Source organism: Methylomonas stagni (genome assembly GCF_050154735.1).
GTDB classification, from domain to species: domain Bacteria; phylum Pseudomonadota; class Gammaproteobacteria; order Methylococcales; family Methylomonadaceae; genus Methylomonas; species Methylomonas koyamae_A.
On sequence record NZ_CP189557.1, the window covers coordinates 1,198,566 to 1,219,454 of the forward strand.

Sequence of the window (20,889 nt, forward strand, 5' to 3'; positions counted from 1 at the left end):
CGCCAGCAGCACCCTAGGGATTCGGACCGTTGTGACAGCTATAACAACTGACCCGATAACCGGCCGGCCAATTTTTAGTGCCAAACTCGCCCGCGTTAATGGTTTTAGCCACCTTGACTTCGCTCAGCGGCGTCCCGGCACTGGTCGTGCCGTGACAATAGCTGCAACCGCTTTTGCCGGCATCTTCGTGCTGATTGACCCAAGCATTGCCGATGGTGTGCATACCGTGCGGACCGCCGTTCGCCGTATTCGGCACCGTGGTATGACAAGCGCTGCATTCGGCAATGGGACCGGCATGGCCTTGCAAAGCGATGCTTTGCAGATTTTCGTCGGTGTGACTGGACGGATACTCCGCATGAGTGGCGCCGTGGCATGCCTCGCACTGCAAGCCGCCGTGACCCTTGCTGAACCGATACAGATTCAGACCCGGCACCGGCGTATTGGCATTCGTCGCAAACGTGTGGTCGGCCGGCACAATGACCTTGCCGTTGGCGTCAACGCCGATCGTAGCCCGTCTGCCGGTTGCGGCATTGTTATGGCAGGACTCGCAAGTGGGCTCCTCGAACCAACCTTGTCTTGCGCTGCTACCTACCGCTTTCAGATCGCCGTGGCAACTTTGACAGCTCATCAGCGAATTACCGCTGCTATCGACGGCTTTACCCATCGCGCCACGTAGACATTGAGTTTTCGAACCGGGGTGGCATTGATAACAAGATTCGCGATTCGCGATGCTGTTCAGCGGCGTTTGGCTGAGCGGATCGAGTACCGAATCGCCGGCATGCTTGAGATGCAGAGCTTGGGTAAACGGCGCAATACCCGGAACGCCGCCCATCACGCTGACTTTGTTTTCCTTGTCGAAATAGGCATTGCTGGCATGACAAGCCACGCACAACACCGGTTTGTGATTATCGTCCACCTGAGGCAACAAGCCGCTGGCGGAATAGCCAACTTGGACGGCAGCGGCTTGAAACGCCGCGCCGGTTTTATGCCGATCATCGTGTAACTTCAGAATATTGCGTTTCCAGTCTTTCTCGACATCGTTGTCGAAAACCCAGCCGCCGGCGGGTTTGGCATTGCTACGCGCCGGATCGCCGGCGTCGGTCGATGCGTGGCAACCTTTGCAAGTCATTTCGTCGCTGACCGGTAACGTCGTCGTCGTCGTGGCCAGAACCTTGCCGCTTGCCGTATCCTTGGCGACCACCTTGACGGTCGGATAAAAGTTTTTATTTCCGGCATCGTCGAACGGCGTCACCGGAATACCCTCGGCCTCGAACCAAGCGTAGGCGGCGTTGTAGGTCATCGGCGCTGGCGTCAACGAAGGCGTTTTATTACCCGCCATCGGCGTACCGCTAGCCAGGCCGTCCAGGTTCACACCCACATTCTCCGCCGGACTTAGGCCGAACAAGTCGTCCACCCATGACCAAAAGTTGGTTTTGTCGGCACTGCTGGTATTGATAGAACCGCTGGTATCGGCAACCGCTTGGTAGGTCAGCGTGACATTGGTGCTCACCAACTTACCGCTTTTATTCTTGAGTTGCGCATGGAGCGTATTGTAAGGCGGCAGGATGGAAAACACCGAGAAGTCGGTGCCGTCCATGCAGTGCATGCCCAAATCGTTCCAGGCCATCAGCGAATACTCGCCCGAGACCGTGGCATTCAATACGGTCACCGCGACCGATTTCTCGGTCTTGCTATCCCGAATCGTGATCGTGGTGGCGCCGGCCTTCACCCCGGTTACCACCGCGATACCGTTGCTGTAACTAACGCCGGCGACCGAAGCATCCCCGGTTACAGCACTGACGTTACCGCTGGCATTGCCGACCGTGATATTGGCGGTGGCACCGACATTCAGCGATATATTGCCGGGACTGACGCTTAACGAACTGCTAGACCGCGACACCACCTTAATCTTGGCCTTTTTATTGGATTTGGCATCCTTGACGGTTACCGTAGTGTCGCCGGTCTTCAAGCCTTTGACCGTGACGACAGCGTTGCCGTAAACCGCGCTGGCGACAGCGGCCTTGGACGACTTGACGCTCACCTTCCCGTTCGGATTGGCGACGTTGATCGTCGCGGTGTCGCCGACTCCAATTTCCAGCTCGCTGGGCGATATGGTCAATACCGGCGCGGCGGATACCGTGACGGCTATCGATTGCGCGCCGTTGCCGTCCTTGACGGTAATCGTCGCGTTGCCCGCCTTACGCGCTTTAATGTTGATGCGCTCATCGCCATATTTGGCGCTGGCAATCGAAGCATTGCTCGATTTAACCGTCACTTTGCCGCGCCGCTCGTCAATCGAAACCACGCTCGATTGCCCGGCGCTCAAGCTTAACGCGGCCGACGAAATGTCCAATGCGCTCACGCGCCCGGCCAGCATACAGCCGACCAGCATCAGCAACACATTTAAACTAACGTAACGAATATCCATGGTGACCTCCGGCCGCGAAGCCTAAGTGACAAATGATGGACTCTTAAACGAGTCTCTTGATCTTTAAAACCGGACCTAGACAGCGACTTTCGGTCCGTTCTCCGCCCGATTAACCGGCTCGGTTACGGTATCGCTAACGTCGGCGATGCACATATCTTCCAAATCGAACTCGAAACTCCGCGCGGTACACCGATATCGTTAGCGAACTTAAATCCGGCGAAAAATGCTTCTTGCAAGACGACGCTCGCATGGCTGTTTCCCCAACCGAGTTGCCCGAAACCTATAAAACCCTACAACAAGCGAGTTAAATTGAAGCTGAACGAAGGATTAAATTCCGATGAACCGGAATGAGCCGAGCGTATCGGCCGTCGATCGCGGAAATGTCCGCCGCGTTTGATGGTGTGGTCGGAGAGACTCGACTGCATGACCTACCGAGCTGCCATTGAAAATGTAGGTGCGATTAGCTTGCGTAATCGCACATTTCGAGGTCAACATCCCTCCGATTACGCTATCGCTAATCGGAGCTACGCGGGCTAGCAAAAGCTCAATCCAACTTGGAAAAGTGTACACACCAACTACAAATTGAAGAATTGCCAATAACTTCAAATTATCAATTACTGAGTGTTTAAAGAAGCTTTTATCTTTTTTAATCGATTCAATCTTAAAAAGAGACATAAAACCCACGGATCCACACCAAAATACGGTGTTTTTGATCTGCTCAGCATTCCATAAATCCATTTCAGATAGGAAGTAAACAACAAGAGCCATATACACGACCATCAAGCCGAGTATTGACATAATCTGTTTTACAAAGAATGCGGACAATAAGTGTCTAAACGAGCTTCTGGCCTCAACCATCTTGGGAGACAGAAAGACATAAACTGAAATCGCTAACAGCCATAACCCTTTTGCAACTTCTCGATTGTTAAAAATATCCACGAAACTCCTTCGGCATTTAACGTAGAGCTAAGCAGACCGCTGGAGCATAGCGGAAGCGAGTCGGTTTGAGCGCCATGTTATGGAATTTTTATTGCGAAAAACCATATAGACTTGAACAACAATACTACCACCAGAAAACTAAGCACTATAAAAGTACCGAACAACCAGACCTCGAATGGTGGGCCAGCAAATATATTTGGGTTTTGCCAAAAGTAAGAAATAGGAAGCCATAAGAATATTATTAATAGAGATTTGGCCAACGGACTCTTAACGAGGCTAAGATAGCTAATAGATTGAGCTGAGACTGCCTTTCTTGAATGACAAAAGCAATACAATACCGAATAAACAAACAAAAATAATGAATAAATAACGAGTAGAGGCCCGTAACCCAAACAATGCCTGCCGACACATTCGGTCTTACCAAGTTGGTACCAAAATAAAAATATAACCGACTCAGTTAGCACAAGTGCTACAACATAAGTCCATAGGTTTTTTCGGACGTAACTCATATAAAGCCATAACGTAATGTATACGACATCGCTTGTCCTATAATCCAGGGCATAATGTCGTATAATCCATTTTTCATGATGGCAAGTTATTGTTTGTGAAAGAATTCGCTCGGGCTAACGGGACATGTTATGGAAACAAATACGACATCGGCACCGCTAAAAAAACGACTGGATCAGGTACGCGATAAAATTCGTTTCAAGCACTACAGTCTGAATACCGAGGGTACCTAAGTGTCCTGAACTAAGCAATTTATTTTGTTTAACGCCAAGCGTCATCCGACGGAGATGGGCGCGGCCGAAGTCGAACGGTTCTTGACCTATCTGGCAACCGAGCGGCATGTCTCCAGTTCCACGCAAAATCAGGCTTTGTCGGCCATTCTGTTTTTGTATCGCGACGTGCTAGCGGTGCAATGGCCTTGGTTGGATGGCTTTGATCGCTCGAAAAAGCCGCGCAGATTGCCGGTGGTGTTGACGACGGCCGAAGTGCGGCAACTGCTCAAACACGCGGAATACAGCAGCAATCAACATTTTGTTGGCTTTTAGCCGATACCGAGCATTCATAAAACCAATATAACTTCAGGACTTATCAGCCAATTCCACAATCGCATGACCTTCAACCAACAATTGCAGGGCTTGTGGAAAAACTTCGTTGAACAATGCTTGTAACCGCTGATTAGTCGTATTACCGCAGGTGACCCAAAGTAATTGCGGTGGGGGTGGTTGACGCAATAGTAATTCTACAAAATCACTGTCCTTGCTGATTAAAACGATACCCTCTTGCCGAGCGCGCTCGAAAATCTCCAGATCGTCGGCATCGCGCAACCCCAGTTCACGTAGGGCGTACGCCTCAACCTTGAATGTCCAGCGTAGCCACTCGGCCAGATTAGGCGGTAGTTGGGCGTCAACCCAAAAAATCATGCGACCAGTCGTTCAAGGTTGGCTCGTCGGGCCGCGTAGAAAAGACAGGCCTGGATGTCAGCGAGTTCTAGGTCCGGGTAGTCTTGCAGAATGGTCTCATTGCTGACGCCCTCCGCCAGCATTTGCAAGATGTCACTGACCCGTATTCTCATACCGCGAATACAAGGCTTGCCACCGCATTGCAGCGGGTTGTGAGTAATTCGGCTCTCAATCAGCTCGTTCATACTATGACTATTCCAGTGCTCAATAACGTTATTTTAATTTCATCAGGCCAGAGTATATTCGTCAATAACGGCATTGGGGTATTCACCATCTACCCTTTGGCGCTCTCTGCTTTGACATATTCAAATATTGCGCGATACCGCCCCCCATACTCGAAGAACATATCAACCCAGAATATTGACGGAATATCGCCAGTCACCACGCATTAACGCTGCCATTTTGCTCGCCAAAGACCTAACCGTCAACTGAGCCGCAGGTCACCTGATCGATTGAGATTGGATGATAATCGCGGCTCATGTAATGGCCGAGCTTCGCCGATCGGCGGCGGCCTATTTCAACGGTTTATAAGCCCATTTTAGTCGGCTACCGCCGCCCGATTTCAACAATCGCAGGCTCCGTAACAACGAATGGTGGTTAGCGCGCATCCCTTGCCTATAGTCTTGTTCGAATAACGCCGGTTGCCAGCCAGCGCTTGGCACTCGGATGCCATCCAACGCCTGTTAGTGCTCTAGTAAACAATGTAACGCGTGTTTCTGAATTTAGCCTACGCTTTTCATCTGCGCACTGCTCCATCGTCCGCCGTATCAGCCACGCCAAAAGGAGCCCGACATGAACCAGCATCTGATTTCTTTAAGCCTTTCCGACAACGATCTCGCGGATATAGACGCCGCCCTGAAGACATTGGAAGACCGCTTCGCCGGCTTTCTGGTCTTAACCCCGGAAGAGCGTCGCGCCATCCCCAAGATGGGCGATAAAACCGAAGCATTCTGCCGTCAGACGCTGACGGTGTCCAGCCAAAATACGTCCGCCATTCCGCCCGGTCTGGATACCGCCTCGGCGGAAGCCGATCTGGCGACGCTCGATAGACTCCGCCCTCGCCTGCATCGGCTGCGCGATTTATTGAGCAGAGCCGAAGATACCGACATGGCGCTGGGCAGCGATATTTATAGTTTTAGTCTGGATGCTTATGCCTCGTTGAAAATCGCCGGTAAAGGCGCGGGATTGGAAACGCTACGGCAGGCCATGTCGGTTCGATTTAACCGCGGCGCCAAGCCAAAAACCTAAGCCGGCCAGCCTGTCGGCTAAACATGATAAGTAGGTCAGCCGCCCGGCTCGGCCTTCCGGCACACCAACCAAGCTCCAGCCCATAGCGGAATAGATAAAGGCAAGGCTCGCAAGCTTTGCCGCTACCCCCGCAAGCTTATTCGCACCACTCGCAAGGTTCCAAGCCTTGTCCGCAAGGTAAATGACTTTGCGGGCAAGGCAATTTTCTATGGGCGTAAGCCTAAAAGCCTTGAGCGCAAGGCTTTAAAGTCCAACCACAAGCATATTTGGCTTGCGCGCAACGAAAAAAACCTTGCCCGCAAGCCAAATAAGCTTGCGCGCGACTCTAATTTACTTGTGCGCAAGGCTATGAAGTTTGCGAAGTTGGCAACGCATCGATCATGCCGACCCAGTACGTTTGTACCGGCACAAATGCGTTATTGCCTTCGGCCGCCAAACTGCGCCAGCATGCCGAAGGTGTTTAAAAACCATGGCAAGCGCATCGTTACCTCGGACCGTAAAGCAGGCAAATTCACCGGTTACTGGATTTGATTTGCCTAATACGTATACACTCGCCGTAACGACATTCACGGAGTACGACGATGACCTACGCCCGTATTTTTCAATCCGGCAACAGCCAGGCCGTGCGCTTACCCAAGGAATTTCGCTTTAACCTAAAAAGGGCAGTTGGCGTGTATTGCGGGCCGTTCGTGCTGAGCAACGTCAAAGCATGGACGGCTCGCAATACACTCACCAAACGGGTGAATGAAAAATCCCGCGCGCCCTTCGACAAGCTCAGGACGAACGGGATTTTTCATCACCAAACTGCTCTTTTTAGGTTTAACGCCGACCGCGTGGAAATCTTTCGTCGCGGCGACGAAATCGTGTTGCGCGAAACCCCCATCAACGCGGCGGCAATATTCGACGCACTCAGCGCCTTACCCGAAGACTTCATGGCCGAAGGCCGCGACGACAGCCAACCCCAAGCGCGCGAAGCCTTTTGATGCCAGCGCGCTACCTGCTCGATACCAACATCTGCATCTACATTGCCAAATATCGCCCACCCGCCGTGCGCGAGCGATTCGCCCGCCACTCGGCCAGCGAACTGGCTATGTCGGTGATTAACCTGGGCGCATTGTGCTTCCGCGCCGAGAAAAGCCAGGTGCGGAACCGCGCGATTGCGGCGATTGAAGAATTGACCGGCCTGATTCCGGTCTACGACTTGCCCGAACTAGCCGGCGAGCACTACGGACAAATCCGCGCCGACCTCAAAACCGGACAGACGATGAGCAACAACAACTTGTGGCTGGCCGCTCATGCCCGGTCGCAAGACTGGATACTAGTGACTAAGAATGAAGGCGAATTTCTCGGGGTTCCGGGATTGCGGGTTGAGAATTGGGTAAATTAATTGCTTATGATGCTTAGCAAGCGCGTGCTAAGTAACTGAGTCTTTAAAGCTCAAGGGACTTAAATTCCCTCTGATTACCACGCGCTGCGTGGTAATCAGAAAGCTCCGCGCTGCGGTGCGATAATAACCTCGGCGCACTGAAACGACGAAATTGACGCGTGTCGTGTCAGCCACAACATCATTATTTGAAGGAATCAGCCTGATGTCTGAACTTGCTTTGAAACTCATCGAAGAAAACAAGCTTACCCGCGCTACAATTTTAGATTTGGGTAATTGTGGTTTAACTGAAGTCCCAATGGAAATTTCCGAGTTAGTCTGGCTGGAGGAACTATCGTTTTCTAATTTAAATGAAGTCTATGGATTTGAGAGAAAAACCGGAACAATGGCCCTGTAAATAAAATTAGTTACTTCAAGAAAAAGGGCAGGAACAACCCATTTTTAAAACTTACCAATCTTAAGAAGCTCTGGTTTAATTGTTTCGATGGACAAACTTCTTATAGTCCTGAAAGCCTTTCCTCGTTAACGAACCTAAAAAACCTGGAGTGGCTGGATTTTTCTAACACTAGAGTTTCGGACATTTCTTCCCTATCACAATTAAAAAAATTAGAGTGGCTTGATCTTTCCAATACAAAATTATCCAGCATATACCCAATTTCTAATCTTGTGAATTTACAGGTACTTGACATATCAGGCACCAAAGTCGCTGATTTAAATCCTCTAAAAAACTTAAAAAACATAAAATCACTTTTTATCACTCGCACAAAAGTACAAGATTTATCGCCTATCGCTGGCATGAATAACATCGAAAAACTTTATTGCGGTGGAACAGCGGTTGACACTTTAAGCCATTTGGCAAAATCAAATACACTTAAAGAGCTAAATGCGCATAATACGAAAATCATTGATTTAAGTCCATTAACTCAATTAACAAATCTAGTAAAAGTCGACATCAGCGATAACAACATCGTTGATATAAACCCGTTAGCGAATCTTATTGAGTTGAGAAGTCTTGATATTTCTGGAACGAGGCATGCAGACTTAACTGCTTTGAAACAACTATCAAATTTAGAGACATTAGATATTGGCCGAAAGAATGGTTTTTCGGTTGGTACTGATTTAGAGCCATTAAAAAACTTAATCGCACTTAAAGTATTGCGAATAAAAGGTTCGAAGGAGGTTGATCTGACACCTATACTCGGGCTAGAAAGCCTTAATCACATTGCAGCCATATCTATCCCTATCAGCGATCTATCCCCCTTTATTCCTTGGATTAGATCAGGAATTCCCATAAAAATAAAATCTCTCTCCTCGTTATGGCAAAGTTCTCATGGTTATAACAGCATTACAGTTGATAGTGATCATCTTACGATTCCACCTGCTGAGATTGTCAAGCAGGGTGCCAAAGCCATCCTGAATTACTTTGATGAAAAACAAAATCAAGGCATCGATCACTTATACGAAGCAAAATTATTAATTGTTGGCGAAGGTGGGGCTGGAAAAACCAGTTTATTGAGAAGGCTTTATCAAACCAATAAGCCACTTCCCGAGGAAGCGGAAACCACCAAGGGAATAGCCATTCATCGACACGAATTTAAACTCGATAATGACCGGATTTTTCGTCTAAATGTTTGGGATTTTGGTGGCCAGGAAATCTACCACTCTACTCATCAGTTTTTCCTGACAAGACGCTCCTTATACGTATTACTAGACGATACCAGAAAAGATAATAAAACCGTTCAAGACGAAGGTTTCAAATACTGGCTGGAAGTAGTTGATCAATTGTCCGATCATAGTCCGCTTTTAATATTCCAAAATGAGAAAGGAGGACGCAGCAAGAAAATTGACGAAGCCGGCATTAAAGGCCGATTTGATAACGTTAAAGACGTATTTCGGGGTAACCTCGAAAACATTAACGCCGCAGATAGGCTAAAAGGTGCACTTGAATACTACGCTCGAAATCTTCCACACATAGGCGAAGTGCTTCCAGCCCGTTGGGTTTCTATCCGAGCAGATATTGAAACGTTGGCTGAACACAAACCTCATATTACGTTGCAAGAATACTTCGACCTTTACTCTAAACATTTACCATTCGATCGCGATAAAGCCCTGTTTTTAAGCCGTTATCTACACGATCTTGGCGTGTTTTTACATTTTCAGGACGATAGGAACTTACTAAAAACAATCATTCTGCAAAATACTTGGGCCACAGAAGCAGTATTCAAAATGCTGGACGATGAAGTTGTTAAGACTGCGTTGGGACATTTCAGTCTGCAAGATTGCCAAAGAGTTTGGCAAGATTCTCAATATGCCGACATGCACGCTGAACTACTGGCCCTAATGCAGAAGTTTGAACTTTGTTATCAGCTACCTGACACAGGCACCGAGACATGGCTTACTCCACAACTGCTGCCCCCATCAAAACCTGCCGCGCTAGCGTCTTGGGAACAGCCAGGCGATTTAGTATTGCGCTACCGGTATGAATTTATGCCTAAAGGTTTGGTTAGCCGCTTGATGGTACGTCAACATCGTTTCGTATCACATCCGGAATTAGGCTGGGTTACTGGTATGTTGTTTGAACACGATAGCAGCGAAATTCTCGTTGAAATTGCGCCAAAGGGTGGGGAAATTATCTTACGCGCACGAGGCCCGGAACGTAAGGAATTGCTAACGGTCATCTCGACCGATTTAGATGCATTAAACGACAGCTTTCATTTGAACGACGAAAAACATAATGAAAAAGTCGAAAAGCTCGTGCCATGCAATTGTAAAAAATGCCGCGAACAGACTAGGCCGGAATCTTTCGATTTAAAACGACTTTTGCAACGTAAACGCGATAAAAAGCTGAAAGTAGAATGTCCCGCCAGTTACGAAGAAGCAGATGTATTAGAGTTGCTGGATGGCATCCGCTCAGACCGTCTACCTGCGTGGGCAGAGGAAACTAACTCAATTAACAAACCTTTAAAAATATTTATTTCGTATTCGCATGCCCAGAGAGAATATGTCTCCATCTTCAAGGGAGATTTTGAACAATATATTCGTTTACCAGAGTTAAATGTAGAAGTTTTTGCTGATCAAGAAATACCAATCGGCGCTGATTGGGATCATTTTCTGCAAGGCAGGGTTGCCAAATGCGACGTAATGATTCTGTTAGTCAGTCAGGAGTTCATGAATTCGCAATACATACAGGAAAAAGAATTCAGTGTCGCTGTTGGGCGCCTGAAGTCTGATACTCGTAATCAGCTGTTAATTACACCTATTTATTTTGCCCCATGTGAATTTAATTCCGACGAAGAACTAGCAAGATTGCAATTTTTTAAGCCACATGGGGATCAGTTCGATCAGGCACAAAAAGGCGCTAAATTCGCTTATACCGATTTAGTGAAATTCCGCGAAACAGATGGTCAACCAATTCCAAACTCCAACCGGCAGCATTACATGATAGAGCTAATGAAAAAGCTGAAGCCTGAATTACTAAGGCTTAAGGTAAACGTCCAGTAAAATTAGCTAAATTAGCCGAGAGGTTCATTCTATGCCCACCTGCTGGATAATCGCCGGTCCCAACGGCGCGGGCAAAACCACTTTCGCGCTGGAATACCTGCCTTCGGTGGCGGGCTGCCGGCGTTTCGTCAACGCCGATTTGATCGCCGCAGGCCTGTCGCCGCTGGCGCCGGAACAACATTTGGCGGCTGCCAGCCGTTTGTTTCTGCGCGAGATCGAGGATTGCATTGCAGCGCGCCAAGATTTTGCATTTGAAACCACGCTGGCCGGGCGCGGTTATTTGAAACTGATCGACCGCTTGCAAGCGGATGGCTGGCGAGTGGAATTGATCTATTTGGCCTTACCCAGTGCCGAAATGTCGCGTCTGCGGGTGGCGGAACGGGTTACTCACGGCGGCCACAACATCCCCGAAGCGGATATTGCACGACGCTTTCCCCGTAGTCTGTACAATTTGTTGCATCTTTTCGCGGCCAAAACCGATCAAACTCGCTGCTTTATGAACGGCGCCGGCATTCCGGAACTGGTTTTCCAGCAATGCGGCACAAGCCGCGAAATACTAAGCCTCGATTTTTTTGCTTTATTACAGCAGCAGGCCCAGCCATGAACGAACCATCCAAACCCATCCTAAACTCCGACACGCAGGCGATGCTGGATTGTTTGCAACTTGCCGTCAATAAAGCCCTGGAACGCAAGCGGCGTCTCGGTCAATACGTGGTGCAGTGGGACGGCAATGCACCATTTGCCATTGGCGACGATGCACCAGAGCACTTGAAGCAAGTACCGAGCAACGCAACGCCGTCTAGTCGAACCGATGGGTAAAAGACCAGTTTTGGAATGATTCCGTTTTGATAGTCCCTCATTCTAACCGTCACCATTGTGTCCCACCGCCTCGGCATTATCTCCGACACCCACGGCCTGCTGCGACCGGAAGCGCTGGCGGCGCTTCACCGCTGCGAGTGGATTTTGCACGCCGGCTACATCGGCAAGCCCGAGGTATTGCAGCGACTAATCGAGTTGGCGCTCCGAGGCTGGTGCTCGGCTGCCTATCAGGTCGAGTTAGACGCGGCCGGATAAGCCGCGCGAAAAGCGCTGGCCAGGCATAGGCTTGAGCCGGCCCCGCGTCCACCGAGGGCCGGCAACCTTGAATCCATTTAATTGCAGAGCCGTCCCTGTTTCAAATGATGGATGCTTCAGATTTTGGTACGCCCACAGCGCGAAGCTAAACCGATGCCGCCGATCGCCGAAACAAACAGCCAAACGGCGCCGGAGATCGGTACCGCCGAGGCGTAGAGCTGGCTGGCGACCAAACTGTTGCCGTTTTGCAATACCGTCAGCCCGGTAACGCCGCCGTCTTCGAACGCCAGCACCTTGAAGGCATACAAGCCGCTGTTGGTGAATTCGACGTTGGCGGAACCGCCGCTCAGGCTGTGGTCGCCATCGGCATCGATGACGGTGGTGCCGCCGATCTGCAATCTCGCTCCGTCGTCCGACGCCAAGCTGAATTGATAAGTCCCTGGAGTGGCGATGGCTAAATAACCGGTTAACACCAGTCCGTGATCGGACAGATTGCTCACACTATTCGGCGACAGGTTCACCGCATTCCCGCCAAGATATTGCGCCAGTGTCGAATCGTCGCCGATGGTCGTATTGCAAGTGGGGAAGCAAATCGAAGTCGCGGTAAACGTCGCGGTCGGACCACTGCTCTGGCCAATCAACGTTTCGGTAGTCGCCAGATTTCCCGGCCATGAATTAAAAGCATAATAACTGCCGCTCAAACCGCTACCCGAAAAGCTAGGTATCGCGATCGAGCTGGTTAACACCACGTCGGCACGGGCGGAACCGATACCGGCCAATAATCCGAGCACTAAAGAACCAGCAAACAGAGTTTTCATACATTTCTCCTAAGACCAAGAGGACGATACAAACGACTTCCCCACCAAAACCGGTGACCATACCGGGGCGCTTATTTGTAACACAAACAGAACGGTTTTTAGGGGGTGTATGGAATGCGCCGGATTCAGCCCGTCAAAACCGCTCATCGCGAGCAGCCATTCACCGGCAAACATCCGCGGATTTTCCGATGCGGGCTTACGACGTGGGATATTCTCGGGCTGATGCGCAAAATGCCGGTGTACTTTACAAGACACCGGCAGGTTCATTTTCGCGGGTGATTCGGCCTAACTAAGGATTTGCTCTGCGCTTCCCTAGGCTTTGCAGTAAGACGGTATCCAACTGCGGGCCCTCATATACTCCGGCAAATCGTTGTAATCAAAGCTTTCGCCGTGTTTTATCATTTGCTCGACGTCGAATAACAACGCCACTTCCGGAATATCGTTGAAAAACAGTTTGTAAAACGGTTTCACCAAAATTCGGGAAATCCGAATTCCGATCGGACCGATAAAGTTTCGGCGCTGCCCAACGTGGGCGATCTCGTCTATCGTGATTTCGTCGAGTAAAGCCTTTAAACGGTCTCGCACTTCCGGCTCTTCGGCCAGCACGTCGTCGAACAGACGGTGTAAGTGGCAATAGTAAGTCACACCCATCAGTTCGGTAACGAAGGCCGGGGTATCCATTAAATAGCCGGGCAATTTAGGGAACTGGCGATAAAACCATTCCTTGCCGGGGCTCAACGGCGCCCATTCCACGCGGTCCAGGCCGCAGGTCTTGAGCATTTCGTCGAACAAGCGCCAATGGCAAAATTCCTCGGCCAAATGCACCCGGCTGATTTTATCCTCGACACTGTGCGAATCGGCCATCGTCGGCACCACTTCCCAGGCTGCCTTGATGCCGACCCATTCATGCCGGGCAAATTTGTAAATACTCGTCAGCATTAACGTGAGTCTATCCAAGGCGCGGGGATCGTCTTGCATCGTTACGTAGTTCCGGTAAAACGCGTCCGGATCGGACAAGGGTTTGCGCAAGCGCACCGGGTGCTCTTGAAAATACTGCAAGCGTGCGCGTTTTTTAGCTAAATCGCGCTCCGCTTCCAATAACTCCCCACCGTGTTGTTGGGTAAACGTCCAGTAATTGTCAAAGTTATCCAGCCGTTCCTGCCTGGTCGCGGCGGAAAAGACGGAACGGTATTGGCTTGATGAGCCCATGGGATGATTCTCCTGATTGAGGGGGTGGCAATGAGCGGAACATCGCCGGTTTAAAGTCTGTATCGTGAAACTGACCGCTTGACGCGGGTAGCGAACCGAGCCCAACGAAGCATGCGGCGCCATTCGGAACATGCCTTCCGAAGCGCGCACCACCCGCCTGTCTTAAGACATTCTCCAGTCCGTACCCGATCGGATCACTCCGATGGCGGCTGGACATTCGGTTTTGCGGGTCCAACACGTTTTAGGTTCCTTGGGTTTTGCGAAATCGAATTTGGCGTGGCGAGGTCCGCGCGCGTACCGAGAAGTAACGCGCCGCAGGAAGATGGACAGTCGAGTTGGGGACTTCGTTCCGTTTGGTCTACGCCGAGGTTTGTGTGCGGCGCCGGACCGAGGAAATTTCGACTAGGTAGCGGCAGGGCGGCGACAAGGATACACGAAGCGAGCCTCGAGCGGGAAACAAGGCACCGATTCGATGCCAAAGCCCCCGTCGGCGTCGGACGGATTTTCACGCGGCGGGAGGCTAGGCGCCCATCGCGCATTGAAGATCAACACCTAGGCAACGTCTGGCTTAGAGACCGCACGACGGTCTTGCCCAAGCCGTTAGCGTCGGTCGTTGCAACGCGCGCTCGCCGGTCCGCGGCGCTCGGATTGCCCGAACCTCACGGACCGGCGACTACCGGTATCGCCGCTATTCGATCCAGATCAGTTCGACCCGGCGATTCTCGGCCTTGCCGGCTTCGGTCTCGTTGTCGGCGATCGGTTGAGTTTCGCCGTAACCTTGCGCGGATAGTTTGTTGGTCACGCCTTTCATTTTCAAATAGTCGACGACCGAATGAGCCCGACGTTGCGACAGTTTCATGTTGTAGGAATCGCTGCCTTCGCTGCTGGCGTGGCCTTGCACCTGGATGTCGTTTTTCTGCGGAAACGCGATCAAGTCCTTGGCAACGCCGTCCAACAGTTCCTTGGCATTCAAGCTCAGCTCGGCCGAGTCGTATTTGAAATGTTGACCTTTCAATATCAGCCGAACCGCGCAGCCCTTGGCATCGACGATAGCGCCCTTGATGGTGCCGGGACATTTATCCAGGCAATCGTTCACGCCGTCGCCGTCGGAATCCAAGGTGCTGCAATCGGGTTTGGGCGCCACCGCAAACGGCGCCGGCGCGGCGCGCGTGTCGGTCTTCGCCGCGTATTTGGGTTTGTCGCCGAACGGAATCACCACGCCTAAATTGACGGTCATGTCGTGGAATTCGTCGGTGCCGGGTTGCACCTGGGCATTAAAATTGTTGTTGTAGCGATAACGTACGTCGCTGCGTATCAGCAAATGGTCGTTGACCTCGTAACTGGCGCCGACGCCCGCTTCGCCGATGAATCCGATACCGCAGTTGGCGGACGCGCAGGTGTTCATGCCGCCCAAGCCAACGACCGCGTAAGGCGAGAATTTGTCGCGGAACAAATAATATTGCAGGTCGGCGCTGCCGCCGACCAAATCCCAAGGTCCGTTCGACCCGCCAAAGCCTTGATAAAAACCTTTTAACTCGACGTAAAGTGCTGATCGATGATTTTACCGACACCGACCCCACCGCCCCAACCGTCGGCGGCCCGCCGATCGCCGCCGCTATTGATGAAGGTCGCGAACGGCGCGACGTACCAGCGGTTATCTTGATAGGGCTCCACCGCGTGAGCGCTAGGTAGGATCGCGAAACCGACCAAGGGCGCGAACGGCAATAAGTGTTTTTTCAGCATAATCGTTCCTTTGAGTAAAAATGGGGATTCAAAACTCGCCGCGCCGCCCGGCCAAACTGACCGGTGTGGCCTCCGAGCTGCTCTGTGTCCGGTATTGCCACGAGCGGACAGAAGCGTACGGCGCCGTGTTGTAAAAAAGCTGTTAAGTAGCTTATTCGCAACAGAGAGCGGCTGTCGGTGCGGTATCGCACATAGCCAGATAGCGCCGGATTTGCCGAACCATGGGCGGCCGGCGCCCTACGCATTCGATCATTCAATCGCCTTGCAAACTATGTTCGCTAGCACACCGACTATCCGACGCGCCCCGGTTACAGTGACTCCACGGCTTCACTCGTTCTATCCAACCCAGACCCCAGGCGTTGGAATCATCCGGAACCGATTCGAAGCGGCCCGATTCATTTCCTCTTAGGTGCATACCAATGAAAACACTGACTAAATCCGCTTCCGCCCTGCTGGTGGCACTGACACTACTTTTAAGCGCCGGGTGCGCGTCCACCAATAAACACGAAGGAACCGGCGAATACATCGACGACAGCGTGATCACGACCAAGGTTAAAGCGCAGCTGTTCGACGAACCCAACCTCCGTTCGGGTCAAATCAACGTGGAAACCTTCAAGGGCATCGTGCAATTGAGTGGTTTCGTCGGCACGCGGTCCGACATCGACAAAGCCGTATCGATTGCCCGCAGCGTCAAGGGCGTGGAATCGGTCAAGAACGACATGCGCCTTAAATAAACAGGAAAACCATTATGGAAACCATCGATAAAGCATCCAATTACGCCCACGAAGCGGTCGATATGATCGCCAACGCCTCCAACCAAGCGGCCGAAACGCTGGACCAAAAAGGCGAACAGCTGAAAACGGCCGAGCAGCGCATCGTAAAAAACTGCCAGGTTTATATCCGCGACAATCCGGTAACGGCATTGGGCATCGCGGTGGCGGGCGGCTTTTTGCTCAGCCGTCTGTTGAGCAGCCGCTAAACCGCGCTGCCCGGCATGGCCCCGAAAACTTCCGCCAACTCGGGCGGCGACTCCGGCGCTTTTTCGGCGATGCCCGCCGAATCGCCGGCCGACGCCGGCTTGCTGGCTCAGATGGACTCGCTGTGGGCGGAATACCAGGATTTGAGTCACGATCGCTTTCGGCTCGCCGCGCTGGAAACGCGGCGGGCCGGCCAAAGTCTGGTGACGATGTTGATTGCCGCGGTCATGCTGGGCTTGCTGCTCAGCGCGGCTTGGCTGGGTTCGCTGGCAGCCGGCGTGCAATGGCTAATCGAACATGAGTTGCGGGCCAGCAGCGCAATCTGGTTGGCGGTCGCCTGCAATTTAGTGCTGGCGTTGAGCCTGTTCGGCATCATCCGTCGCCGCGCCCGCTTTTTGCAATTCCCTGCCACGCAACGCAGTCTCAAGCCCCTGGCCGACCGCCCTGCCGATCGGGACAAACGCTGATGCGGTTCCGGCCACTATCCAAACCCGCCGGCCCCTCTTTGGATGCGCAAATCAGCCATGCCGAACGGCAACTGGCCGAGCGGCGTCGCTCCATCAAAACGGACGGCGCAGTGCTACTCAGCAGCCTGTACAAACAAATGACCGCGCCCGCCAGCTTGTTGTTGGCCGGCGGCATCGGCTTTGTCGCCGGCGAACTGAGTCACTGCCCGGCGCCACCGAGTTCCGCGCCATCATCCGGCCGGCTCGGTCAACGCGAACCCCACAGCCGAACCACCCTGAGCGCCGCGCTGAGCCTGTTGCTCTCGGCCCATGCCTTGTACAAAGCCTTACCGATCGCCTGGCTGGCAAAGCACCTGCACTCATCCCGAATCCGGACAAGCGCCGCATTGCGCCGAGCTAGGCGTTCGATGCCGCCGACCGCACCCGATAAGCTCGCAAGCTCGGGTAGCGATCCAACCCCGCCCCGTCCCTAGTCGCAATCGATAGCATCCTATCCGCTAGGGTTTCCAACAAACTCCCATCAGAAAATCGTCAAGCCACATAAATTTTTACGTTAGAGCCTCTTGCAAAATTACCATCCGTTCGAAAAAACCGACGTTACCACCCGTCACGAGCGGCAGATCTTTTGAGGTGGTAACCGCAATCTTGACCAACGAATCCAATGCTGTAGCCTGAAAAATTCGTAACCATTCAGAGGGCGTTTGGGGGAGGGTCGTTACCCGTGGCGTTAAGTTAACCGGTTACAGTCAATGTAAGCCGCTGGCTGAACGGAACCGAAATAAGGCGGTGGCTGAGCGGAGCCGAAGCCATTTCGCTTCGACGCCGCTCAGCGAACGGCATAGCTGACATTGAGGTGCTCATCCCCCCGCTCCGTTGGGAGAGGGCGTTTTTACTTCGCGCTGAATAGTTATAAAAATCAAGCGAAAGCCTTATCGACGGCCCCCAAAGGTGCGCCAATGAAAGTAAGGATTCCGGTCAATTACGGTCGCCAGCCTCCCTAACCCGTTCAACGCCGACAGTATGCTCGGGTAATCGAAAACATTCGCAAGCCGGGATAGGGCAAGACCTAGTTTTGGGTCGATCTCGCCGATTTGTTGGATGATGGCTGAGATGCGTTCGATGTTCAGGCTCACCAGCGCCTCTCTCAGATCGTTACACAATTCAGCCGGCAAAACCTTCAGCATCATAGCGGTTAAAGCGACTGGCTCGGGCTGCTCTTCGGCCGCACTCTCGTGGTAAATGAATTTTATGTCCAGTTGCCGCGCCAGACAGTCGTAGATTTCCTCGAAGCGGTAAGGTTTACGCACGAAGTCGTCCATGCCGGCGTTCAGCATTTCCTGCTGCTGTTCCTTGAACGCCGAGGCGGTGACGGCGACAATTTTGACCGTCTGGCCGTCCGGTAACTGGCGAAGTCGCTGCGTTGTTTCGATACCGTCCATTACCGGCATGCGCCTATCCATCCAGATCAAATCGGGTTGCCAAGACTGGAACAGTTCCAGACATTGCGCGCCGTTACCGGCAATTTTGACTTCCAGTCCTAGGCCCGTCATCAGCCGGCTGAGCAATAGCCGATTTTCGTGCTGATCCTCGACGATCATGATCCGATATCGGGGTTGGCCTGGGGCAAGTCCTACCACTTCGCCCGGTTTCCGGGGTTCCGAGCCCAAAATGTCGGTGCCGCTCGCCGTTTCTACCGGTAGATCGACACGGAACAGAGATCCCTTACCCACGCTGCTCTCGACGCTGATACTGCCGCCCATCATCTGCACGAGTTGGCGGGTGATAGCCAAACCCAGGCCGGTACCGTGCTGCGCGTCCGCCTCGCCCAGTTGTACAAAGGGCTCGAACAAACGGCTTCGGTCTTCCGGCGCGATACCGGGACCTGTATCCTCGACCTCGATCAGCAGATGATACCGGGCATTGTTCTTGGCGCCCAGACGCATCGTCACGCCGCCGTGTTCGGTGAATTTCACCGCATTGTTGATCAGATTGATGAGAATTTGCCGTATCCTCGCTTCGTCGCTATGGATATAGCGTGGGAACTCGGACGACTGGTCGAGCAGCAGCTGCAAGGCTTTCTCCCTGGCGCGGATTTGCATCATTTCGACGACGTCCCGCACCATGGCACCGAGGTCGAACGGGGCTATTTCCAGTTGCAGGCGGCCCGATTCGATCTTGGCCATTTCCAGCACGTCGTTGATCAGGTTCAACAGATGTTCGCCGCTACGGTTGATGATTTCCAAGTTTTCGGCTTGCTGGCTGGTGAGTTGCGGGTCGCGGCGCATCATGCTGGAAAAGCCGAGAATGGCGTTCATGGGGGTGCGCAATTCATGGCTCATATTGGCCAGGAACATACTCTTGGCCTTGTTGGCCGCATCGGCGGCATCGCGCGCCAGCAACAGCTCCGCCGTGCGTTGCCGTACTGTCTCCTCCAGTTGGTCCTTGTATTGTCTCAGTTCGTCTTCCGCTTGTTTGCGTTGGGTAATGTCGGTGAACATCGCAAAAGAACCCTGAAAGCGCTGTTCGTCGTCAAGAATGGGAGCGGCAGAAACAACCGTCCACACCGCCTGCCCGTTTTTACGGCGGAAGCGGCGTTCGTAATGCTCCGCAAGACCTAGTCGCCGGTTCTCCATTTTTATAAAGTGATCCGGCACATCCTTCTCGAACATGAAGTCTGTGATTGGCCGGCCATGCATTTCTTCACAAGTGTAGCCGAGCATATCGGCCATTCTAGGATTGGCGAAGCTGGTTCTGGCGCTCGGCCCCAACACCCATATGCCCTCGTTCGCCGTGTCCACGATCCGACGGTATTGGGCTTCGCTTTGCTGTAACTCTGCGTAGATTTGGGCATTTTCCGCGGCATGAGCCTCCAGTACCGACATCATGCCGTTGAACGCTTGAGCCATGTCGACAATATCCCTCGGCCCGGCCAACGCGGCCCGTACCAACGATTTGCCGGCTTCGGCACGTCTCATGACCGCCGATAGCCGAATCAGCGGTTGCGTCATCCGCTTGGTCAACATGCGGATCAGGGCCAGAAACAGCAGCGCAAAAGAAAAGGATGTCGTCAAATTGGCGACGAAAATGCTGGCGGTCGTCTGCATCAGTGCCGCCTTACTTACCACGACGATTACTTCGCCGAGCAACTCCGGCGCGACGATTTCATTGAAGGGCGAACTGGCAGGTTGAGAATACACCGGCGCGATAAAGCGCCATGAATTTGGGCTTTCGGCGTCGAGAAACACGGCTTGCGCCGGGTCGGCCTTGCCGATATCGGCCGCGGCAGGCGCTTGGAAAAGCTCGCTGGAATCGGTCGTTCCGCGTTTTAACAATACTTGCCGGTTGGCATCGCGGATTTCCAAGCCGACGACACCGGGAAACGCCAAGGTGGTGTTGACGGCTTCCGTCGCGTTATCGCCGGAAGCGTAAACCAGAGCCAGCGCACTTTGACGCGCAAGGCTGGCGGTGATACCCCGCCCCTGATCCAGCAAGTTGCCGCGCACCCGTTGATTGCCGAGCCACGATCCGACAACGGAAGCGAACAACGCCAGCAAAAAAATACCGACAGCAATCGTAACGCCAAGCTGGCGTTGGAATGTGTATTTGTCCAGGAAAGAAGCGAACTGTGGTTTCAT

General features: G+C 52.4%; 22 protein-coding genes. 13 read left to right on the plus strand and 9 right to left on the minus strand.

What is annotated here, in order from left to right; all coding sequences use genetic code 11:
- Positions 1-13: 13 nt before the first annotated feature.
- Both ACP4CD_RS05625 and ACP4CD_RS05630 read right to left on the minus strand, forming a co-directional pair.
- A complete protein-coding gene (locus ACP4CD_RS05625) occupies positions 14-2,428 on the minus strand; it encodes an Ig-like domain-containing protein (RefSeq protein WP_426993873.1) in 2,415 nt (804 codons plus the stop codon).
- A 327-nt stretch (positions 2,429-2,755) separates the two neighbouring features.
- The gene (locus ACP4CD_RS05630) at positions 2,756-3,367 is read right to left on the minus strand and encodes a hypothetical protein (RefSeq protein ID WP_426993874.1); all 612 of its coding nucleotides are present in this window, start codon (positions 3,365-3,367) and stop codon (positions 2,756-2,758) included.
- A gap of 764 nt (positions 3,368-4,131) precedes the next feature.
- On the opposite strand from ACP4CD_RS05630, the gene ACP4CD_RS05635 reads away from it, so the two are divergent.
- Positions 4,132-4,419 carry a phage integrase N-terminal SAM-like domain-containing protein gene (locus ACP4CD_RS05635; RefSeq protein ID WP_426993875.1) on the plus strand — a complete coding sequence of 96 codons (288 nt, stop codon included), beginning with the start codon at positions 4,132-4,134 and terminating at the stop codon, positions 4,417-4,419.
- Between the two features lie 33 nt (positions 4,420-4,452).
- On the opposite strand, the gene ACP4CD_RS05640 is transcribed toward ACP4CD_RS05635, so the two are convergent.
- Together ACP4CD_RS05640 and ACP4CD_RS05645 are read right to left on the minus strand one after the other, a co-directional pair.
- Entirely contained in the window at positions 4,453-4,794 is a 342-nt protein-coding gene (locus tag ACP4CD_RS05640) for a DUF5615 family PIN-like protein (protein WP_426993876.1), read from the minus strand.
- Positions 4,791-5,018, minus strand: a complete 228-nt coding sequence (locus ACP4CD_RS05645) for a DUF433 domain-containing protein (RefSeq protein ID WP_064027060.1) — start codon at positions 5,016-5,018, stop codon at positions 4,791-4,793. Before ACP4CD_RS05645 ends, ACP4CD_RS05640 begins: the two co-directional genes overlap by 4 nt.
- Before the next feature lie 607 nt (positions 5,019-5,625).
- On the opposite strand from ACP4CD_RS05645, the gene ACP4CD_RS05650 reads away from it, so the two are divergent.
- From ACP4CD_RS05650 to ACP4CD_RS05685, 8 genes are all read left to right on the plus strand, one after another.
- Entirely contained in the window at positions 5,626-6,081 is a 456-nt protein-coding gene (locus tag ACP4CD_RS05650; protein ID WP_396642261.1) for a hypothetical protein, read from the plus strand.
- 581 nt (positions 6,082-6,662) lie between these two features.
- Complete coding sequence (locus tag ACP4CD_RS05655) at positions 6,663-7,064, plus strand: antitoxin (protein WP_426993877.1); 402 nt, start codon at positions 6,663-6,665, stop codon at positions 7,062-7,064.
- A complete protein-coding gene (locus ACP4CD_RS05660; protein WP_426993878.1) occupies positions 7,064-7,468 on the plus strand; it encodes a type II toxin-antitoxin system VapC family toxin in 405 nt (134 codons plus the stop codon). Before ACP4CD_RS05655 ends, ACP4CD_RS05660 begins: the two co-directional genes overlap by 1 nt.
- A 202-nt stretch (positions 7,469-7,670) precedes the next feature.
- Entirely contained in the window at positions 7,671-7,862 is a 192-nt protein-coding gene (locus ACP4CD_RS05665) for a hypothetical protein (protein ID WP_426993879.1), read from the plus strand.
- A gap of 182 nt (positions 7,863-8,044) precedes the next feature.
- A complete protein-coding gene (locus tag ACP4CD_RS05670) occupies positions 8,045-10,966 on the plus strand; it encodes a COR domain-containing protein (protein ID WP_426994660.1) in 2,922 nt (973 codons plus the stop codon).
- 31 nt (positions 10,967-10,997) lie between these two features.
- Positions 10,998-11,570 carry a zeta toxin family protein gene (locus ACP4CD_RS05675; RefSeq protein WP_426993880.1) on the plus strand — a complete coding sequence of 191 codons (573 nt, stop codon included), beginning with the start codon at positions 10,998-11,000 and terminating at the stop codon, positions 11,568-11,570.
- Complete coding sequence (locus ACP4CD_RS05680) at positions 11,567-11,785, plus strand: hypothetical protein (RefSeq protein WP_426993881.1); 219 nt, start codon at positions 11,567-11,569, stop codon at positions 11,783-11,785. The genes ACP4CD_RS05675 and ACP4CD_RS05680 overlap by 4 nt, the downstream gene beginning before the upstream one ends.
- Positions 11,786-11,842: 57 nt before the next feature.
- Positions 11,843-12,040 carry a metallophosphoesterase family protein gene (locus tag ACP4CD_RS05685; protein WP_426993882.1) on the plus strand — a complete coding sequence of 66 codons (198 nt, stop codon included), beginning with the start codon at positions 11,843-11,845 and terminating at the stop codon, positions 12,038-12,040.
- Positions 12,041-12,156: 116 nt separating this feature from the next.
- Here ACP4CD_RS05685 and ACP4CD_RS05690 read toward each other — a convergent pair whose 3' ends face one another.
- From ACP4CD_RS05690 to ACP4CD_RS05705, 4 genes are all read right to left on the minus strand, one after another.
- Positions 12,157-12,858 (minus strand): PA14 domain-containing protein, encoded by a 702-nt coding sequence (locus tag ACP4CD_RS05690; protein ID WP_426993883.1) that lies wholly within the window; start codon positions 12,856-12,858, stop codon positions 12,157-12,159.
- A 312-nt stretch (positions 12,859-13,170) separates the two neighbouring features.
- On the minus strand, positions 13,171-14,067 hold the full coding sequence (locus ACP4CD_RS05695) for a hypothetical protein (protein ID WP_168030730.1): 897 nt from the start codon (positions 14,065-14,067) through the stop codon (positions 13,171-13,173).
- A 688-nt stretch (positions 14,068-14,755) separates the two neighbouring features.
- Complete coding sequence (locus ACP4CD_RS05700) at positions 14,756-15,553, minus strand: OmpA family protein (RefSeq protein ID WP_426993884.1); 798 nt, start codon at positions 15,551-15,553, stop codon at positions 14,756-14,758.
- A gap of 44 nt (positions 15,554-15,597) precedes the next feature.
- Complete coding sequence (locus ACP4CD_RS05705) at positions 15,598-15,810, minus strand: hypothetical protein (protein ID WP_426993885.1); 213 nt, start codon at positions 15,808-15,810, stop codon at positions 15,598-15,600.
- A gap of 419 nt (positions 15,811-16,229) precedes the next feature.
- On the opposite strand from ACP4CD_RS05705, the gene ACP4CD_RS05710 reads away from it, so the two are divergent.
- Genes ACP4CD_RS05710 through ACP4CD_RS05725 form a run of 4 tightly spaced genes read left to right on the plus strand, consistent with a single transcriptional unit; the run spans position 16,230 to position 17,727 of the window.
- Positions 16,230-16,544 carry a BON domain-containing protein gene (locus ACP4CD_RS05710; protein WP_071157548.1) on the plus strand — a complete coding sequence of 105 codons (315 nt, stop codon included), beginning with the start codon at positions 16,230-16,232 and terminating at the stop codon, positions 16,542-16,544.
- A 14-nt stretch (positions 16,545-16,558) separates the two neighbouring features.
- A complete protein-coding gene (locus ACP4CD_RS05715) occupies positions 16,559-16,789 on the plus strand; it encodes a DUF883 family protein (RefSeq protein WP_064031217.1) in 231 nt (76 codons plus the stop codon).
- A gap of 15 nt (positions 16,790-16,804) precedes the next feature.
- Positions 16,805-17,254, plus strand: a complete 450-nt coding sequence (locus ACP4CD_RS05720; RefSeq protein ID WP_426993886.1) for a phage holin family protein — start codon at positions 16,805-16,807, stop codon at positions 17,252-17,254.
- A complete protein-coding gene (locus ACP4CD_RS05725; RefSeq protein ID WP_426993887.1) occupies positions 17,254-17,727 on the plus strand; it encodes a hypothetical protein in 474 nt (157 codons plus the stop codon). Before ACP4CD_RS05720 ends, ACP4CD_RS05725 begins: the two co-directional genes overlap by 1 nt.
- 456 nt (positions 17,728-18,183) lie before the next feature.
- Here the strand turns inward: ACP4CD_RS05725 and ACP4CD_RS05730 are convergent, their stop codons facing one another.
- Entirely contained in the window at positions 18,184-20,889 is a 2,706-nt protein-coding gene (locus tag ACP4CD_RS05730; protein ID WP_426993888.1) for an ATP-binding protein, read from the minus strand.

What these genes read in the sequence shown, in the direction of transcription:
- ACP4CD_RS05625 (WP_426993873.1), bottom strand. Translation starts at nt 2,428, where the DNA reads ATGGATATTCGTTACGTTAGTTTAAATGTGTTGCTGATGCTGGTCGGC.
- ACP4CD_RS05640 (WP_426993876.1), bottom strand. Translation starts at nt 4,794, where the DNA reads ATGATTTTTTGGGTTGACGCCCAACTACCGCCTAATCTGGCCGAGTGG.
- ACP4CD_RS05645 (WP_064027060.1), bottom strand. Translation starts at nt 5,018, where the DNA reads ATGAACGAGCTGATTGAGAGCCGAATTACTCACAACCCGCTGCAATGC.
- ACP4CD_RS05650 (WP_396642261.1), top strand. Translation starts at nt 5,626, where the DNA reads ATGAACCAGCATCTGATTTCTTTAAGCCTTTCCGACAACGATCTCGCG.
- ACP4CD_RS05655 (WP_426993877.1), top strand. Translation starts at nt 6,663, where the DNA reads ATGACCTACGCCCGTATTTTTCAATCCGGCAACAGCCAGGCCGTGCGC.
- ACP4CD_RS05660 (WP_426993878.1), top strand. Translation starts at nt 7,064, where the DNA reads ATGCCAGCGCGCTACCTGCTCGATACCAACATCTGCATCTACATTGCC.
- ACP4CD_RS05665 (WP_426993879.1), top strand. Translation starts at nt 7,671, where the DNA reads ATGTCTGAACTTGCTTTGAAACTCATCGAAGAAAACAAGCTTACCCGC.
- ACP4CD_RS05675 (WP_426993880.1), top strand. Translation starts at nt 10,998, where the DNA reads ATGCCCACCTGCTGGATAATCGCCGGTCCCAACGGCGCGGGCAAAACC.
- ACP4CD_RS05680 (WP_426993881.1), top strand. Translation starts at nt 11,567, where the DNA reads ATGAACGAACCATCCAAACCCATCCTAAACTCCGACACGCAGGCGATG.
- ACP4CD_RS05690 (WP_426993883.1), bottom strand. Translation starts at nt 12,858, where the DNA reads ATGAAAACTCTGTTTGCTGGTTCTTTAGTGCTCGGATTATTGGCCGGT.
- ACP4CD_RS05695 (WP_168030730.1), bottom strand. Translation starts at nt 14,067, where the DNA reads ATGGGCTCATCAAGCCAATACCGTTCCGTCTTTTCCGCCGCGACCAGG.
- ACP4CD_RS05705 (WP_426993885.1), bottom strand. Translation starts at nt 15,810, where the DNA reads ATGCTGAAAAAACACTTATTGCCGTTCGCGCCCTTGGTCGGTTTCGCG.
- ACP4CD_RS05710 (WP_071157548.1), top strand. Translation starts at nt 16,230, where the DNA reads ATGAAAACACTGACTAAATCCGCTTCCGCCCTGCTGGTGGCACTGACA.
- ACP4CD_RS05715 (WP_064031217.1), top strand. Translation starts at nt 16,559, where the DNA reads ATGGAAACCATCGATAAAGCATCCAATTACGCCCACGAAGCGGTCGAT.
- ACP4CD_RS05720 (WP_426993886.1), top strand. Translation starts at nt 16,805, where the DNA reads ATGGCCCCGAAAACTTCCGCCAACTCGGGCGGCGACTCCGGCGCTTTT.
- ACP4CD_RS05725 (WP_426993887.1), top strand. Translation starts at nt 17,254, where the DNA reads ATGCGGTTCCGGCCACTATCCAAACCCGCCGGCCCCTCTTTGGATGCG.
- ACP4CD_RS05730 (WP_426993888.1), bottom strand. Translation starts at nt 20,889, where the DNA reads ATGAAACCACAGTTCGCTTCTTTCCTGGACAAATACACATTCCAACGC.